This is a genomic window from Plantibacter sp. VKM Ac-2885 (assembly GCF_015351205.1).
Lineage (GTDB): Bacteria > Actinomycetota > Actinomycetes > Actinomycetales > Microbacteriaceae > Plantibacter > Plantibacter auratus.
This window is the reverse complement of the sequence record NZ_JADKSK010000001.1, coordinates 1,110,878-1,125,930: the sequence shown is the minus strand read 5'-3', so window position 1 is coordinate 1,125,930 and position 15,053 is coordinate 1,110,878. Positions and strand designations below refer to the sequence as shown.

Here is a 15,053-nt window from a genome sequence, read left to right as displayed (position 1 = left end):
CGGAGCAGACGGAGGTGACGCGATGGCCGGTCGGTCCAGGAGCATCGCCTCGAGGCTCTTCCTCGTGCAGCTCGTCGCGGTCGTCGCGATGACGCTCGTCGCCGGCGTCCTGCTCTGGTTCCAGGCCCGCACCGAGACCGAGGACCGCGCGGTCGCGAAATGCCTCGACGTCGCGAACGGGGTCGCGGACAACCCCTACGTCGTCGCGCAGCTCGGCTCGGATCGCCCGTCGGACGCGCTCCAGCCCTACGCCGAGGCGCTCATGCGCGACACCGGCGTCGACTTCGTGACGATCATGGCTCCGGATCGCACGCGGTACACGCACCGCGAGCGCGACCAGATCGGCAAGCCGTTCATCGGCACGATCGGACCGGCGCTCGAGGGACGGACCTTCACCGAGACGTACACGGGCACGCTCGGCCCATCGGTCCGCGCCGTCGCACCCATCCGTGACGACGCCGGCGAGGTCGTCGCCCTCGTCGCCGCGGGGGTCACGGTCAGCAACGTGTCCGAGACCTTCGAGACCCGGGTGCCGTGGTTGCTCGGGACGGCCCTGCTGGTGCTCGTCATCGGCGCGATCGGCTCCTGGACGCTCCGCCGCTACCTCGCTCGGGTCACCGGTTCGCGCGGACCGGAGGACCTCGCCAGGATGTTCGACTACTACGAATCGGTGCTCCACTCCGTACGCGAGGGGCTCGTCCTCGTGGACCGACACCGCCGTCTCGTGCTCGTCAACGACCAGGCGGCCGAACTGCTGGGGCTGCCCTTCGGCGAGCGTTCCCCGGGAGCGGTACCGGTCGACGAGCTGCCGATCGACGCGGGGCTACGGGAGCTCCTCGCGAGCGGACGCCAGGCCGTCGACGAGATCCACCTCACGCGCGACCACGTGCTCGTCGTGAACCAGGAGTCGGCGGTCGGTCCGGGCGAGACGGCGGGACCGCACCCGCGTGGGTGGGTGATGACGCTGCGCGACCACACCGAGATCGAACACCTGAGCGGCGAGCTGGCCTCGATGCGGACGATGAGTGACGCCCTGCGCTCGCAGACCCACGAGTTCGCGAACCGGCTGCACACGATCGTCTCGCTCATCGAGCTCGACCGGCGGGAGGAAGCGCTCGACCTCGCGGCGCAGGGACTCGGAGCGAGTCAGCGGTTGACCGACCGCGTACTTGCGGCGGAGCAGGAGCCGGTGATCTCGGCGCTGCTGCTCGGTAAGACGGCGCAGGCGGCCGAGCAGGGGGTCGAGCTGCACCTCGAGAGCGACCCGGCGCTCGGACGCGTGCGCGTCGACCCGGCCGTGATCGTCACCATCCTCGGCAACCTCATCGACAACGCGATCGACGCGGCGTCCGGTGATCGCCCCTGGGTGGAGGTCTACCTCGGGCAGGGGCTGCCGGACGAACTCGGCGCCGGGCGGTCCGCCGACGCCGAGACGACGGAGCTCGTGATCCAGGTGACCGACAGCGGACCGGGCCTGCCCCCGGAGGCGCTCGACCTCGCATTCGTGCGCGGCTGGTCGACGAAGGAGCCCGGCCGCTACGGCCGGGGGTTCGGTCTCGCGTTGGTCCAGCAGGCCGTGACACGGCTCGGCGGCACGATCGAGGTCGTCCGCGAGCCGTCCTCGGCGTTCGTCGTGACGCTGCCGGCCGCGGTCGGGGTCCGGGACGAGGCAGGCACATGAGCGAGCGCATCCGGGTCCTGGTCGTCGAGGACGAACCGATCACCCAGCAGGCCCATGCGTCCTACCTGCGCCGCGTCGAGGGCTTCGAACTCGCCGCCGTGGCGGGCGATGCGGCCACCGCGATGCAGGCGCTGCGGGCAGCTGCGGCCCACCGCTCCCCCGACGACCGGATCGACCTCGTCCTGCTCGACCTCAACCTGCCGGACGCGCACGGTCTCGAGCTCTGCCGACGCATCCGGACGGCGGGTATCGACGTCGACGTCATCGCCATCACCGCGGCCCGTGATCTCCGGATCGTCCGAGCGGCGGTCTCGGCGGGCATTGTCCAGTACCTCATCAAGCCGTTCGCGTTCCCCGCGTTCGCCGACAAGCTGGAGGCGTACCGCTCCTTCCGGCGCACGATGTCGGCGGAGGGCTCGGTGGCGAGCCAGCACGAGGTGGACCTCACCCTCGCCACGCTGCGAGCGCCGTCCTCCCGTCCGCAGTTGGCGAAGGGCCTCTCGGAGGACACCCTCCGCCTGGTCTCGGACCTCCTCCGGCAGGCGGCCGGACCGCTCTCCGCGAGCGAGGCGGCAGCCGCCGGGTCCCTGTCGCGGGTGACGGCCAGGCGCTACCTCGAGTACCTCGCCGAGACGGGCGCCGTCGAGCGGTCGCCGCGCTACGGCACCCCGGGGCGCCCGGAGCTCGAGTACCGCTGGCGCTGAGCGGACGTCGCTCTCCACCGCCCCGGCCCCTGAGCCGCCCCTGCCTCCAGTCCCCGAGCAACCCCACGCGGTCCCCGAGCCACCCCTCCGGTCCCCGAGCCGCCCCGGGCCTCCGATCCCTGAGCCACCCCACCCGGTCCCCGAGCCACCCCGAAGCCCGTGGTCCCCGAGCCACCCCCTGCTTCCGATCCCCGAGCAACCCCACGCGGTCCCTGAGCTTGTCGAAGGGTCAGCTCGGGTTCACGACGGCGTAGATCTGGTTCCAGTTCGCGAAGCCGGTGACCGGGTCGTCCGAGCCGTTCAGCATGATGTCCTCGTCCACGGAGTTCGTCTCGCCGGTCGACGGATCGTAGATCTCGTAGTCGCCGTCGTGGAAGCCGATGATGAGCACGTAGTGCTGCGGGATGGTGTTGTCGCTCGGGCCGACGAGAAGCGGGACGGGCGTCCCGTCGTTCGCCGCCGCCGCGGCCTCGGTGAGTGCCGCGCCTCGGCCCGAGTCACCACCCAGGGCGTTGGTCCAGTCGATGTGGTAGTCGGTACCGGTGCGGTCGGATTCGGTGACCGCGCCGCCGGGTGCGGTGCCCGCGACGTTCGGGTAGTCGATCGGGCCGGGGAACAGGTCGTTCGCACGGTCCTGGACGGCCTGCTGCAGGAACGTCATCCGATCCTCGGTGTCCAGACCGGCCGCGTCGGCGAGGTCGAGTCCCCGGAGGTAGTCGGGCACGTGGCCGTCGAGGAACTCGCCGGTCTGCAGCCAGTAGGCGAGGAACGGGTCCGACTGGGCGGCGAGGGTGATGAGCGTCGTCGATCCGCAGGTCTTGTTGTTGTACTGGTCGAAGGTCTCGCCGTTCACCGTGGCGTCCCCGTTGTCGCCGACGCCGAGGTTCGTGAGCTCGTCGATCATGCGCTGGCGTTCGCCGGGCGGAGCGTTCTTGATCGCGTCGGCGAGGGCGAGCACGGAGGAACTGCCGGCGCCGGTGGCGATCGCACTCATGAGGAGGGCGCTGACGGCAGGGTCGCCGGACTCTTCCATCGCCGCGAGGATGCGTTCGCGTTCGTCGTCGCTCATCGCGTTCCAGTTCTGGACGTAGTTCGCCCATTCCGTCTCGGAGAGGACCGAACTGTCGGGGTCACCGTTCGGGAACTGCGTCCGCGAGACGAGGACGTCCAGCCGCGTCTGGCCCACGGGCACCTCGACGCCGGCGAGCACGGCGTAGCCTTCGGCGTCCGACAGTGCCCGCTGCAGCGCCTCACCGGCCGCCCATGCGTCGTCGTAGGCGTCGTGGCAGACGGACACGCCGTCGAGGATCTGGCCGGCCCCGCGGATGAGGTCCGAGAGCACACCGGCGACCTCTCCGGCTCCGGTGATCGGGTTGGTCATCGCCCATGGGTTCACGGAGATGTTCCCGATGGTCCGCTGACCGTCGCGGATGGTGTCCGCACCCGGATGGTGGGCGGCGCGGGCCGCGGTGATGGCGTCCGCGTAGTCGCGGAGACCGCTGGCACCGGTCCGGAGACCCTCGATCTCGCTGCCGACGAGGGTGTTGACGGACGCCAGGACCTGCGTCGCGCTCGCGCCGGTCACCCCGACGAGTGCGTCGGGCAGGCTCGACGCGGTGACGGTGGAGAGCGTGGTCTGGATCGCCTCCGCGGCGAGCACCGCGTTCTCGTACTGCTCCGCGAGCCCGTCGATGGTGGCCGGGTCACCCGGCGGTGGGGTGTCCGCGAACGTGGAGGATCTGGGGATGAGCCCGACTGCGCGATCAACGAACGAACCGATCGAGGTGATGAAGCTCAACGGGTCGCCGCTCAGCGAGCCGATGAAGGTGGCGAGCACGTCGATCTCGGCTGAGCTCTTGGTGCGGAGGTCGGAGAGGTTCATGGTCGGTCCCCGGTCCCGGCGGTGCGCGTGGTCGTGGCGAGTCCGGAGAGGAGCTGCCGGACGACGGTCTGCAGCCTGGCGACCGCGCGCAGTTCGGCGGACGTCTCTGCGCTGTCGGCTCCTCGGCGACGCGCGTCGATGAGGGCGTCGAGCAGCACAGCCCCCGCCTGCTCGTCCGTCAGCATGCCGGCGCCGAGGCCGATGACGGCGTCGAGACCGGCCGTGCGGACCACACTCGCGACCTGCTCGGTGACGCCGGCGGGGACGCCGGCTCCTCGGAGTTCCGCGGCCAGCGACGCGACCCGCGCGCCGGTCGCGGCCCGCTCGGCCGCGTCACGACGATCGGACGGGACCGCCGTGGGTGGCGGAGCCTGCGGCGGCGGCGCGGTCATGAGGCGTCCTTGGCGAGCGCCGCGTCCGTGCCGGCCATCGTGTCCGCGACGTTCTGCATCCACCGTGCGAAGTCGTCGAGCGTCTTGCCCGCCTCCGTCATCTCGGTCCGCCACGTCAGTTCGAAGGCGGCGGCGTTCGCAGCCACCTGCTCGTCAAGGAACGACGTGTCGAGGCAGGTCGAGAAGACCCCCGTCGCGCTCGTGGCCGCCCCACCCACCGCTTGGACGACCGCCGCCAGGCCCGCGTCGTCCACCTGCATCGTGCCACTCATGGATCCCCGCTCTCCGGTGCTGTTCGCGCTGCCCGGTCGATCCCGGTGAGGCGCCTGATCCGATGGTTCCACCTTGTCCCCGCCGGCTCCGGAAGACGATGGGCAGCACTCCCCATCACCCGTCGGGCGTCGGACGTGGCGCACGCCGGGGTGTCGGTTACGGTGAGGGTGACGCGTCCGCTCGGGCGCCGCGGAGGGAACCGTCATGCAGCAGATCCATCGTCGCCTCGCGACCGTGTCGCTGACGATCCTCGTCGCCGCGCTCGCTTGTACGGGATGCGGCCTGTCGGCGACACCCGTCGTGGCCGACGAGACCGACCACGCCCGGCTCACCGCGTTGGCCGATGATCCGCTCTTCACGGACGGCAGCGTGACCGGGCCACGGGTTCCGGACACCTCTGCCAACGTCAGCGTGCAACGCGGGGCGATCACGGTCGAGGACCTCTGGCCGTCGGACGTGACCGCGGAACCAGGAGCGAGCGGACCCGCCTGGCCTGCCGCCACCGCCATGTTGGCCCAGCTGCGCGACGCAGGGTGGCGACCGGTGGCCGTCTCCTGCGAGCTGGATCCGTCGTCGGGGTTGGAGGGCGCGACGGTGTACGCCACGAAGGAGTTCGACGACTTCACCGCTGCGCTCGAGGCCGAGGTGAGGCCTCCATCCTCGAAGCTCGTCGGGTACGTGCCCTTCCATTTGGAGGCCGACGACCCGTGGTCGGCGCACTCGGAGGTCCCGGCGGGATCCAGTTGCCTCGACGGCAGTGGGCCACCGAGCGGCGAGGGGTCCGTCCCCGACGACCTGGCCATCGCTCCCTGGTACTGAGCCTCCGCCGCTGCAGACCGACGTGCGCCGCGACGACCGTCCGTACGCCGATCCCAGGGTCGACTCAGGGTGATCCCGGAGGTTCCGGGGGTTGCCACGCGCCGAAACGCGATATATCGTGAATTCCAGTTCAACGCGATATATCGCGATCACTCGGAAGGAACCGCACCATGGCACAGGAGAAGTGGATCATCGCTCCCGGCGAGAGCCGCATCATCGACCTCGAACTCGTGAGACGACTCAAGGTCGGCCTCATCGGCGGCCAGGTCGACATCATCGGACACGACGAGCCCGGCGCCCGCATCGAGGTGGGGGCCGTCACCGGCAAGGACCTCAAGATCACCATCGACGGCGACGTCGCCGAGATCGACCACCCGCAGCTGCGCTGGGACAACTTCCTCGAAGTGTTCTCGAACTTCGGCGCCAATCGCGCCACGGCCCAGGTCAGCGTCCTCGTCCCCCGCGACATCGCCCTGACGTTCGGCGTGGTCAGCGCCAGCGGACTGGTCGCAGGCCTCACCGCAGACGCCAAGCTCAACACGGTGTCCGGCGACCTCGTGGCCGACCGGATGACCGGACGGCTCGACCTCAACTCCGTGAGCGGCGAGCTCACGGTCCAGAACCACACGGGTCGCATCCAGGCGCACACGGTCTCGGGCGACGTCACCGTCTCCGGCGACATCACGCGCGCCTCGATCGACGGCGTCTCCTCCGACCTGCTCCTCGACATCCACGGTGCATGCGAACAGCTCGACCTGAACACCGTGAGCGGCGCGATCACGGTCCGTCTCGACGAGGAACTCGCCGCCCGCTACACGGCGAACTCGGTCGGCGGCCGCCTGGCGATCGACGGCGTCGTCCTGAAGGGGCTGCGCGGTGGCGGGTACAACTCGCACACCGGCGCCCTGTCCGGACAGTTCGCCGAGGTGCGCATGAACACCGTCGGCGGCGCGGTGACCGTCCTCCGCCGCCCGGCTGCCGAGCCGGCGGGCGCGGCCACCACCGCAGGGAGCGAGGCAGGCGCATGAGCCCCGTCTTCGCCCACGGCAGCCTGCGGTTGTACCTCCTGAGCCTGCTCGACGAGTCGCCGAAGCACGGCTACGAACTCATCCAGGCACTCACCGACCGGAGCGGTGGCACCTACAGCCCGAGCGCCGGCACCATCTACCCGCGCCTCGCGAAGCTGGAAGAGGAGGGACTCGTCACGAAGACGAGTGACGGCCGGAAGACCGTCTACGAGATCACCGAGGCGGGCCGGGCGGAGCTCGCAGCACGGGCGGGCGAGCTCGACGGCATCGAGGACCAGCTCACCGATTCCGTCCGCCGTATCGCCGACGAGGTCCGTAGCGGGGTCACGGCGGCCATGAAGAGCCTCCGGGCCGATCTCGCCTCAGCCGCGCGCGAGGCGAAGCAGTCCGCGAAGCCCGGTCCGAGCTGGACGTCGACCGCCGAGGAGAGCGCCGACCAGAAGGTGCAGGGACGCCTGGCGCTCCACGAGACCGACGTGTCGATCAACGAGTTCCGCCAGGCGGTCCGAGCCGAACTCCGCGAGCACGTCGCCCGTGGAGGCGCGCTCGACGACGACACCGTGTCGGCCCTGCGTGCCGACCTCGTCGCCGTCCGCGACCGCCTGCGGGAGCGGCTCAGCGGCTCCTGACGATCGACGACGACGTGCCCGCCTTCCCGTCTGGAGGCGGGCACGTCGTCGTCGCCGCGTCAGCGGGCGGCGCCGGAGAGCGACCCGGCCGTCGGCGCGGTGTCGAAGATCAGACAGCTGACGAGCCGATCATCCAGCTGGTCCCAGCTCTCCTCGGTCGGCCAGTAGAAGCTGTAGTCGAGTGCCGACTCCTCGAACGGGATACCGACGAAGCGCTCGAACTGCGCCAGGCACCCGGCGTCCGCCTCCGAGGTGACGGCCTCGTCGCCCGGCCATTCGTCGCCCTCCAGCTCGAAGTCGGCGTAGACCTCGAGGTCGTGATCCGCGGAGCACGGCACGGTCGGTACTTCGGTGAGTTCGTCGGCGGTCGACGAGTCGTCCAGGCAGTCGCCGACCGCGATGGTGAACACGTCGGTCGCGCCGCCCTCGAGGATCTCTCCGGACTGCGGGTCGCGCGTCTCCGCCGGCTTGGGGAGGATGCCCTCGATAGCACTGCAGCCGGAGAGGGTCAGTACTGCGGCGACCGCCATGGAGACGGTGATGGCAGGGAGGAAGCGATGGGAGGTCATGGGAGGTCCTTGTCCGGAGGGAACGTGAATGTCGCTCGGCAGCGCTCAGGCCGAAGCAATCCAGTATATGACATATGAGTTGTCATGAATTGTGCGTAGCCCCCGGATTCAGGGCCGAGAAACGGGACCACCCGACCCCACTCTGGAGTCGGGCGGTCCCGTCGGTGCTGCGCGCGCGGTCGACCTACCGTGCCGCGCCGGCCAGCGAGCCCGTGGTCGCCGCGGAGTCGTAGATCACGCAGGTGACGAGCCGGTCGTCCACCCCGTTCCAGCTGGCCTCGGTCGGCGTGTAGTAGTTGAACTCGAGGCTGGAGTCCTCGTAGACGATCCCGACGAACGCCTGGAACTGCGCGTAGCAACCGTCGTCGGCCTGCTGCGTGACGGCTTCCTCGCCGGGCCACTCGTCGCCGGTCAGCGTGACCTCGCCGTACACCTCGTACTGGTGCGGCTCGGAACAGGGCACGGTCGGCACCTCCGTGACCTCGTCGGACGACGACTCGTCGTTCAGGCAGTCGCCGACCGAGAGGGTGAAGACGTCCGTCGTGCCTCCACCGACGATCTCACCGGACTGCGCGTCCCGGGTCTCGGCTGGCTTCGGGAGGATGCCCTCCACGACACTGCAACCGGAGAGCGTCAGGGCCGCGGCGAGGGCGGCGAGGGCGAGCGGGAGGAGACGACGGCGAGCGGTCACGATGAGGGTCCTTGAGGTGGGTGGTCGATCACGAGCGACTGTCCGGGCTCACAGCCAAGCAACAGCCGTCGATCAGGATATTGGTCGACCATCCTGGTCCGCCACTCCCCCGCTCGATGAACACTGCGTCACGGTCGGGTGACGATGCCTGTCCATCCAGCTCATCCCCGCTTGACTCCGGTTCCCGAAGGAGTAATATCGCCGCTCGTGACAACTGAGGGTCGAGAGCCCGGGACAGAACCACGATCGGCAAAACGCTGGTTGATCGGGGACCCGCTGCCGACCGAGAACCTGGAGGGCCAGCTCCTCCCCAAACGGCTCGCGCTGCCGATCTTCGCGAGCGACGCACTGTCGAGTGTGGCGTACGCGCCGCAGGAACTCCTCATGATCCTCACGCTCGGCGGGCTCGCCTTCCTGAGCTTCGCGCCGTGGGTCGCGGCGTGCGTCGTGATCCTGCTCGTCGTGGTCGTCGCGAGCTACCGGCAGCTCATCAAGGCGTACCCGTCGGGTGGTGGCGACTACGAGGTCGCCCACCGGAACCTCGGCGAGAAGGCCGGCCTCGTGGTCGCCTCCGCTCTCCTGGTGGACTACGTCCTCACGGTCGCCGTGTCGGTGGCCTCGGGCGTCGACAACATCATCTCCGCGATCCCCGGGCTGAACCCGTGGCGCGTCGAGCTGGCCGTCGGATTCGTCCTCGTCCTCATGGCCGTGAACCTCCGTGGCGTGCGGGAGTCGAGCAAGGCCTTCGCGATCCCCACCTACTTCTTCATCGCGAGCGTGCTCGTCATGATCGTCGCGGGACTCGCCCGCACGTTCATGGGCGACGCCCCGGTCGCGTCGAGCGCCGAGTTCACCGTGCAGGGCGAGAGCCTCACCCAGGCGGCGTTCATCCTGCTCCTCCTCCGCGCCTTCTCCTCCGGTTGTTCAGCACTCACCGGTGTCGAAGCCGTCTCGAACGGCGTCCCGGCGTTCCGCCGCCCGCAGATCAAGAACGCCCAGAAGACGCTGGTCCTCATGGGCGGCACCGCGATCGTGCTGTTCGTCGGCCTCACCGCGCTCGCCCTCATCTCACGCGTGCACTACGCCGAGAACGCCTGTCACCTCGAAGGGTTCGCGGACTGCGCGACGACGCCGCAGCCGAGCCTCATGGCCCAGGTCGCGACCGCGGTCTTCGGCGCGAACAGCATCCCGTTCTTCCTCATCCAGGCGGCGACCGCGTGCGTCCTGCTCCTCGCGGCCAACACCGCGTTCAACGGCTTCCCGCTGCTCGGCGCCGTCCTTGCGCGCGACTCCTACGCCCCCAAGTCGCTCAACACCCGTGGCGACCGCCTCGTGTTCTCGAACGGCATGATCATCCTGGGCCTCGCCGCGTGCGCGATCCTCGTCGTCTACCAGGCGAACCTCACCCAGCTCATCCAGCTGTACATCATCGGGGTGTTCGTGTCGTTCACGCTGGGCCAGACAGGCATGGTGAAGCACTGGCTGCGGATGCTGCGGGAGGGCTGCGACAACCGCGGCTCCGTCTACCGCGGCCTCGCGATCAACGCGTTCGGCGCCCTGCTCACGGCGAGCGTCCTCATCGTCGTGACGATCACGAAGTTCACCCACGGCGCCTGGCTCGTCTTCGTGCTCATGCCGATCCTCTTCGTCCTCATGCTCGGCGTGAACCGCTACTACCGCGACGTCGAGAAGGAGGTCGAGGTCGACCCGACCACGACCTTCGGCGCGACCGGCGACCACGCGATCGTCCTCGTCGGCAAGATGCAGAAGCCGATCCTCAAGGCGCTGGACTACGCGATCGCCGCCAAGCACGACAGCCTCGAAGCGGTCCACATGTCGATCGATCCGGAGGCCACGAAGCTGCTCGAGCAGCAGTGGATCGAACAGAACATCCACGTTCCGCTCGTCATTCTCGAGTCGCCGTACCGCGAGTTCGCGATGCCGCTCGCGAAGTACATCAAGGCGCACCGTGCAGAGCATGGCGCCGAGGTCGTGACGGTCTACATGCCGCAGTACATCGTCGGGCACTGGTGGGAGAGCCTCCTCCACAACCGGCGGGCGTCGCGGATCCGCAACCAGATCATGCTCGTCCACGGCGTGACCGTCGCCCTCGTGCCGTGGCTGCTCGACTCCTCGGAGCTCATCTACGGACGTCGGTCACGGCCGCTGCCCGGCCAGGAACGACGGGGCGAGATCGTCCGCGTCAAGAAGCCGATCGAGCGGAAGCCGCACATCGACCGCAACACGGGGCAGCCCCGCTCCTGATCGGCCACCCGCTCCGGCGACGGCGTGAGGGAGTTGCCGCAGACTGACAGACTGGGGACATGTTCACCTGGGGTCTCTCGCTGCTGTTCCTCGCGGCCGTCTTCGGGACGCTCTCGATGGCCCGCCTCATCGCCGCGAACCCCGACTCACCACTGCCGATGTGGCAGGGCCGCCCGCAGCGACTCCCGCAGTTCACGATCATCCTGCGCGGACTGTCGGGCGGACTCGGGGTCTTCGGGGTCTTCCTGCTGTGGTCGGAGATCGGCTTCTGGAGCATCCTGCTGCTCATCGTCGCCCTCGGGATCCCCATCGTGCTGAACCTCCGGCACAACCGCCGCTTCGAGGCATAGCCGCCGTGTTCGTTCGCCCATCTTCGGGCGAACGAACGCTCATTCGCCCGTATTTGGGCGAACGGGCGGTCAGGCGAGGAGCGAACCGAGCCCGTAGCCGACCAGGGCTGCGACGACCGACGCGACGAGCATGCCCAACGCGTTCGTCAATCCGGCCCGGGAACGTCCGTCGTGGAGCAGCCGGACGGTCTCGATGCTCGCGGTGCTGAACGTCGTGTACCCACCGAGCAGGCCACCCCCGAGGACGAGCCGCCACGCCTCGTCGACGACCCCGCCGAGGGCCAGCGACGTGACGAGGCCGAGCAGGAGCGACCCGCTGACGTTGATGACGGTCGTCCCCCAGGGGTACGCACCACCCACGCGGGAGCGGACCAGGCCGTCGACGACGAAGCGGGCCGCGGCACCGACACCGCCGGCCGCCGCGATCGCGAGGAAGAGCCACGGCGTCACGAGTGGCCACCGCCGATCCGTCGGGCGAGGACGATGCCGCTCCAGCTCGCCAGGACGCCCAGCACGACGCTCCCCACCGCGTACAGCACTCCCACGAGCGCGCTCCCCTCGATGAGGAGGACACTGCTGTCGGCCGCGAGCGCGCTGTACGTCGTGAAGCCGCCGAGGACGCCGGTGCCGAAGAACAGGCGGAGATCGCGTCGACGGCCTGCGTCGGGCCCGCGTCGGAGCAGCGACTCGAGGAGGAGACCGAGCAGGAAGGCGCCGACGACGTTGATGCCGAGGATGGCCACCGGGACACCACCGATCGGCGGGACCGCGAGGGAGATCGCCTCGCGGGCGCCCGTCCCGATCGCGCCACCGAGCGCGACCGTCGCGATCGTGGCGGGTTGGAGGTGCGGAGCCCGTGTCCCCGTCGGAGCGGCCGTCACCGCAGGTCGCCGGCGGAGGCGTCCCAGAGTGGTTCGTCGGTGGCGCTCGGCGCGAGTGGGACCACGATCACCGGACGCGCCTGCCGATGGGCCAGCGTCGCGGCGACGGAACCGTTGAAGAACTCGAGGATGCCCTTCCGGAGGCCCCGCTCCCGGGTCCCGACGATGATCGCCCGGGCGGACACCGAATCGGCGAGTCGACCGAGGGCACGAGCCGGGTCACCGGCGAGCTGGGTCAGCTCCCACACGACGCCGGTGTCGTCGAGGAGACGGTGCGCCGTCGCCTCCAGGCCGGGATCGGCGGGCTCCGGGTCGAAGTCGTGCAGATCTGCGTCGAACGGCAACGACGTGACGGTGCCGTCGACGTTCTCGACCACGACGAACCGGCTCGCGTCGACGTGAGCGAGGACGAGCCGGCAGGCGAAGGCCTGCGCGAACGACGCCGCCTCGACGAGCACGGTGTCGGGCTGCCCCGGCGTGACACCGACCACGATCGCGGTACCCCGCTGCTCTCCGCTCATGTCGTCACTTCCCCTTCGCGCGCTTCGCGGCGGCCTTGGCCGCCTGCTTCGCCGCCCGCACCTGCGCGAGCGACTCCGGGTCGACGATGTCGGCGACGGACCGCAGACTGCCGTCCTCGCCGTAGGGCGCCGAGGCCTTCCGCCAGTCGGCCGCGTCGAGCCCGTACTGCTTGCCGAGGAGCGCGAGGAAGATCTTCGCCTTCTGCTCGCCGAACCCCGGCAGGGCGAGCAGGCGCTTCAGGATCTCCGGGCCGTCTGGCGCGTCGCGCGTCCAGATCGCCTCCGCGTCGCCGTCCCAGTCGTCGACGATCGCGGCGCAGAGCCCCTGCACCCGGCCGGCCATGGAACCCGGGAACCGGTGCACGGCCGGACTCGTCTTGAAGAGGGCGGCGAACGCCTCGGGTTCTTCCCGCGCGATGGTGGCCGCGTCGAAGGAACCGAGTCGGTCACTGATCTTCAGCGGGCCGGCGAACGCGGTCTCCATCGGCACCTGCTGATCGAGCAGCATGCCGACGAGCAAGGCGAGCGGGTCGGTCGACAACAGGCGGTCGGCGTCCGCATCTCCGGTGATGTGCAGGGTTCCGGTCATGGGTCCATCGTCCCACCACTCGGCGTCCTGGCCCAGCCCCGTTCCGTCGCGGTGTCGGCATCGGTGCCCGGCAGACCGTCTCCGTACGAGCGCCCCGTCCACGGGCGGCATGGTAAGCTCAACGCTAGTCTTTATCGTTCCCTGGTAGGCGAAAGCCCCGGACGCCCCGCAAGCGCGGCCGGTCAGAAAATCATGAGGGGGTCTCGCATGGGTCGTGGCCGTCAAAAGGCAAAGCACACGAAGATCGCTCGTGAGCTCAAGTCGTTCAGCCCGGACGTGAACTACAACGCGCTCGAGCGCGAGCTCACGGGGCACTCCGTCGACCACCCGGGCACGGGCGTCGACGAGAGCTACGACGACGAGATCGCCAAGTGGGCTGAATACGCCGAGAAGTACGCCGACGGTGAGGCGAAGGGCGCGTAGGCGCGCCCTTCCCACCGTTCCGGCGCGCGCCCGCATCGGCGATTCGCCGTCGCTTCAGCACCTCACGGCTGGGTGATCTCTCAGACGACTGTTGGCAAATGGAGTTCTCGCTGGGCGGAGACTAGCCTGGACGGATGAACACCGACGAACTCCGCGTTGCCGCCAAGAAGCGCCTGAAGGCGCAGCACGATTTCAAGCAGTTTCTCGCCGTCTGGGGTGCGGTCTCCGTCCTCCTGATCGTCATCTGGCTCCTCACCGGTGCCTGGGGATACTTCTGGCCGATCTGGCCGATCTTCGTGATGGGCATCGCCCTGGTCTTCGTCGGACTCGACGCCTACGGTCCGTCCAAGCACATCACCGAGGACGCCATCGACGCCGAAGTCGCGCGCCTCGTGAACCAGCAGCAGCAGCGCGCTGCCGCTCGCGAGGCCGCCTCGCAGCCGAACCACGCGCAGGCACCGTACGCCGGTCAGAGCGGTTACGAGCAGCACCCGTACCAGGCGGGTCAGACCGGCCAGGCGCCGGTGTACGACCCCGCACAGTACGGACAGACGGCCGCCTACGACACCTCGCAGTACGCGGGTGGCCAGACCGGCGGCTACGGCACGCAGCCGACCCAGGGCGCCCAGGCCACGCAGCAGTACGGCGCCTACCAGGCCCCGTCGGCCGAGGCTCCGGCCTCCGAGGCTCCTGCGGCGGAGCCCACCTCGGACTGGGTGCGCGCCGCCGAGCCCACCCCGACCGAGCAGTTCGCCGCGGTCTTCTCCGGCACCGACCGCGCGCCCGAGGCCGCAGCCGCGCCGAACACGTCCGCCGAACCGGCCGAGTCGATCGTCCTGGAGTCGACGTCCACCGGCGACGCCGAGACCGTCGCAGCCGCCGCCGACGAGACCGAGGCGCGCCTCGCGAGCGACGAGACCGGACGCGACGAGACCGTGTCGGCCGCCGCACCGGCCGCGGCCGTGAGCGCGCCCCGCACCTCGACCAGCCGGTCGACGACGGCGCGTTCGACGACGGCCCGGAAGCCCGCCGCCAAGACGACCACGGCGGCGACGGCCGCGGGCACCACCGTCCGCAAGACGAGTTCGACGCGCGCCACCACCGGTTCGACGACGCCGAAGGCCGCAGGAGCCAAGACCACGACGCCGAAGGCCGCAGCCACGAAGGCACCGACGACGAAGACGACGGGCGCCGCAGCGAAGCCGGCCACCGCGAAGGCACCGGCGAAGCCGCGCACGACGAAGCCGAAGGCGGCCCCCGCGGCCGCGCCGGCGCCGCTCGAGCAGCCAGGTACGCCGGAGTAGCAGTCGGTTCCTGAACGACGAAGCGCGCGAGCCCCTCGGGGCTCGCGCGCTT

18 protein-coding genes are annotated in these 15,053 nt (G+C 70.0%); 9 read left to right on the top strand and 9 right to left on the bottom strand.

Annotated features, from left to right (window positions below):
* Nucleotides 1-22 precede the first annotated feature (22 nt).
* Both ITJ66_RS05490 and ITJ66_RS05485 read left to right on the top strand, forming a co-directional pair.
* Nucleotides 23-1,681: a sensor histidine kinase gene (locus ITJ66_RS05490; protein ID WP_192018755.1), complete on the top strand. Its 1,659-nt coding sequence runs from the start codon at nt 23-25 to the stop codon at nt 1,679-1,681.
* Complete coding sequence (locus ITJ66_RS05485) at nt 1,678-2,385, top strand: response regulator (RefSeq protein WP_194643877.1); 708 nt, start codon at nt 1,678-1,680, stop codon at nt 2,383-2,385. Before ITJ66_RS05490 ends, ITJ66_RS05485 begins: the two co-directional genes overlap by 4 nt.
* A 229-nt stretch (nt 2,386-2,614) precedes the next feature.
* On the opposite strand, the gene ITJ66_RS05480 is transcribed toward ITJ66_RS05485, so the two are convergent.
* Genes ITJ66_RS05480 through ITJ66_RS05470 form a run of 3 tightly spaced genes read right to left on the bottom strand, consistent with a single transcriptional unit; the run spans nt 2,615 to nt 4,931 of the window.
* Nucleotides 2,615-4,267 carry a hypothetical protein gene (locus tag ITJ66_RS05480; RefSeq protein ID WP_194643875.1) on the bottom strand — a complete coding sequence of 551 codons (1,653 nt, stop codon included), beginning with the start codon at nt 4,265-4,267 and terminating at the stop codon, nt 2,615-2,617.
* Entirely contained in the window at nt 4,264-4,659 is a 396-nt protein-coding gene (locus ITJ66_RS05475; protein ID WP_194643873.1) for a hypothetical protein, read from the bottom strand. Before ITJ66_RS05475 ends, ITJ66_RS05480 begins: the two co-directional genes overlap by 4 nt.
* On the bottom strand, nt 4,656-4,931 hold the full coding sequence (locus tag ITJ66_RS05470; RefSeq protein WP_194643870.1) for a hypothetical protein: 276 nt from the start codon (nt 4,929-4,931) through the stop codon (nt 4,656-4,658). Before ITJ66_RS05470 ends, ITJ66_RS05475 begins: the two co-directional genes overlap by 4 nt.
* 205 nt (nt 4,932-5,136) lie before the next feature.
* Here ITJ66_RS05470 and ITJ66_RS05465 point away from each other — a divergent pair, with 205 nt between their 5' ends.
* From ITJ66_RS05465 to ITJ66_RS05455, 3 genes are all read left to right on the top strand, one after another.
* Nucleotides 5,137-5,751, top strand: coding sequence for a hypothetical protein (locus ITJ66_RS05465; RefSeq protein ID WP_194643868.1), 615 nt, complete (start codon nt 5,137-5,139; stop codon nt 5,749-5,751).
* Between the two features lie 170 nt (nt 5,752-5,921).
* Nucleotides 5,922-6,779 carry a DUF4097 family beta strand repeat-containing protein gene (locus ITJ66_RS05460; protein WP_137242313.1) on the top strand — a complete coding sequence of 286 codons (858 nt, stop codon included), beginning with the start codon at nt 5,922-5,924 and terminating at the stop codon, nt 6,777-6,779.
* Nucleotides 6,776-7,408 (top strand): PadR family transcriptional regulator, encoded by a 633-nt coding sequence (locus ITJ66_RS05455; protein WP_086474617.1) that lies wholly within the window; start codon nt 6,776-6,778, stop codon nt 7,406-7,408. Before ITJ66_RS05460 ends, ITJ66_RS05455 begins: the two co-directional genes overlap by 4 nt.
* 59 nt (nt 7,409-7,467) lie before the next feature.
* On the opposite strand, the gene ITJ66_RS05450 is transcribed toward ITJ66_RS05455, so the two are convergent.
* A complete protein-coding gene (locus ITJ66_RS05450; RefSeq protein ID WP_191940500.1) occupies nt 7,468-7,977 on the bottom strand; it encodes a septum formation family protein in 510 nt (169 codons plus the stop codon).
* A 184-nt stretch (nt 7,978-8,161) separates the two neighbouring features.
* On the bottom strand, nt 8,162-8,668 hold the full coding sequence (locus ITJ66_RS05445; RefSeq protein ID WP_229940073.1) for a septum formation family protein: 507 nt from the start codon (nt 8,666-8,668) through the stop codon (nt 8,162-8,164).
* A gap of 261 nt (nt 8,669-8,929) precedes the next feature.
* Here ITJ66_RS05445 and ITJ66_RS05440 point away from each other — a divergent pair, with 261 nt between their 5' ends.
* A complete protein-coding gene (locus ITJ66_RS05440) occupies nt 8,930-10,933 on the top strand; it encodes an APC family permease (protein WP_085511822.1) in 2,004 nt (667 codons plus the stop codon).
* Between the two features lie 59 nt (nt 10,934-10,992).
* The gene (locus tag ITJ66_RS05435) at nt 10,993-11,283 is read left to right on the top strand and encodes a hypothetical protein (protein WP_124768674.1); all 291 of its coding nucleotides are present in this window, start codon (nt 10,993-10,995) and stop codon (nt 11,281-11,283) included.
* Between the two features lie 69 nt (nt 11,284-11,352).
* On the opposite strand, the gene crcB is transcribed toward ITJ66_RS05435, so the two are convergent.
* Genes crcB through ITJ66_RS05415 form a run of 4 tightly spaced genes read right to left on the bottom strand, consistent with a single transcriptional unit; the run spans nt 11,353 to nt 13,274 of the window.
* Nucleotides 11,353-11,733: a fluoride efflux transporter CrcB gene (crcB, locus tag ITJ66_RS05430; protein WP_137242314.1), complete on the bottom strand. Its 381-nt coding sequence runs from the start codon at nt 11,731-11,733 to the stop codon at nt 11,353-11,355.
* Nucleotides 11,730-12,164: a CrcB family protein gene (locus tag ITJ66_RS05425; protein WP_194643866.1), complete on the bottom strand. Its 435-nt coding sequence runs from the start codon at nt 12,162-12,164 to the stop codon at nt 11,730-11,732. Before ITJ66_RS05425 ends, crcB begins: the two co-directional genes overlap by 4 nt.
* On the bottom strand, nt 12,161-12,685 hold the full coding sequence (locus ITJ66_RS05420; RefSeq protein WP_194643864.1) for a universal stress protein: 525 nt from the start codon (nt 12,683-12,685) through the stop codon (nt 12,161-12,163). The genes ITJ66_RS05425 and ITJ66_RS05420 overlap by 4 nt, the downstream gene beginning before the upstream one ends.
* A gap of 4 nt (nt 12,686-12,689) precedes the next feature.
* Nucleotides 12,690-13,274, bottom strand: coding sequence for an HhH-GPD-type base excision DNA repair protein (locus tag ITJ66_RS05415; RefSeq protein ID WP_194643862.1), 585 nt, complete (start codon nt 13,272-13,274; stop codon nt 12,690-12,692).
* A 207-nt stretch (nt 13,275-13,481) separates the two neighbouring features.
* Here ITJ66_RS05415 and ITJ66_RS05410 point away from each other — a divergent pair, with 207 nt between their 5' ends.
* Both ITJ66_RS05410 and ITJ66_RS05405 read left to right on the top strand, forming a co-directional pair.
* The gene (locus ITJ66_RS05410; protein WP_064294210.1) at nt 13,482-13,697 is read left to right on the top strand and encodes a DUF3073 domain-containing protein; all 216 of its coding nucleotides are present in this window, start codon (nt 13,482-13,484) and stop codon (nt 13,695-13,697) included.
* A gap of 134 nt (nt 13,698-13,831) precedes the next feature.
* Nucleotides 13,832-15,001, top strand: a complete 1,170-nt coding sequence (locus ITJ66_RS05405) for a 2TM domain-containing protein (protein WP_192018763.1) — start codon at nt 13,832-13,834, stop codon at nt 14,999-15,001.
* Nucleotides 15,002-15,053 lie beyond the last annotated feature (52 nt).

Bases quoted from the DNA above. Each gene is read 5' to 3' on its own strand.
- ITJ66_RS05420 (WP_194643864.1), bottom strand. From the start codon at position 12,685: ATGAGCGGAGAGCAGCGGGGTACCGCGATCGTGGTCGGTGTCACGCCG.
- ITJ66_RS05490 (WP_192018755.1), top strand. From the start codon at position 23: ATGGCCGGTCGGTCCAGGAGCATCGCCTCGAGGCTCTTCCTCGTGCAG.
- ITJ66_RS05410 (WP_064294210.1), top strand. From the start codon at position 13,482: ATGGGTCGTGGCCGTCAAAAGGCAAAGCACACGAAGATCGCTCGTGAG.
- ITJ66_RS05485 (WP_194643877.1), top strand. From the start codon at position 1,678: ATGAGCGAGCGCATCCGGGTCCTGGTCGTCGAGGACGAACCGATCACC.
- ITJ66_RS05455 (WP_086474617.1), top strand. From the start codon at position 6,776: ATGAGCCCCGTCTTCGCCCACGGCAGCCTGCGGTTGTACCTCCTGAGC.
- ITJ66_RS05450 (WP_191940500.1), bottom strand. From the start codon at position 7,977: ATGACCTCCCATCGCTTCCTCCCTGCCATCACCGTCTCCATGGCGGTC.
- ITJ66_RS05460 (WP_137242313.1), top strand. From the start codon at position 5,922: ATGGCACAGGAGAAGTGGATCATCGCTCCCGGCGAGAGCCGCATCATC.
- ITJ66_RS05405 (WP_192018763.1), top strand. From the start codon at position 13,832: ATGAACACCGACGAACTCCGCGTTGCCGCCAAGAAGCGCCTGAAGGCG.
- ITJ66_RS05480 (WP_194643875.1), bottom strand. From the start codon at position 4,267: ATGAACCTCTCCGACCTCCGCACCAAGAGCTCAGCCGAGATCGACGTG.
- ITJ66_RS05470 (WP_194643870.1), bottom strand. From the start codon at position 4,931: ATGAGTGGCACGATGCAGGTGGACGACGCGGGCCTGGCGGCGGTCGTC.
- ITJ66_RS05415 (WP_194643862.1), bottom strand. From the start codon at position 13,274: ATGACCGGAACCCTGCACATCACCGGAGATGCGGACGCCGACCGCCTG.
- ITJ66_RS05465 (WP_194643868.1), top strand. From the start codon at position 5,137: ATGCAGCAGATCCATCGTCGCCTCGCGACCGTGTCGCTGACGATCCTC.
- ITJ66_RS05435 (WP_124768674.1), top strand. From the start codon at position 10,993: ATGTTCACCTGGGGTCTCTCGCTGCTGTTCCTCGCGGCCGTCTTCGGG.
- ITJ66_RS05475 (WP_194643873.1), bottom strand. From the start codon at position 4,659: ATGACCGCGCCGCCGCCGCAGGCTCCGCCACCCACGGCGGTCCCGTCC.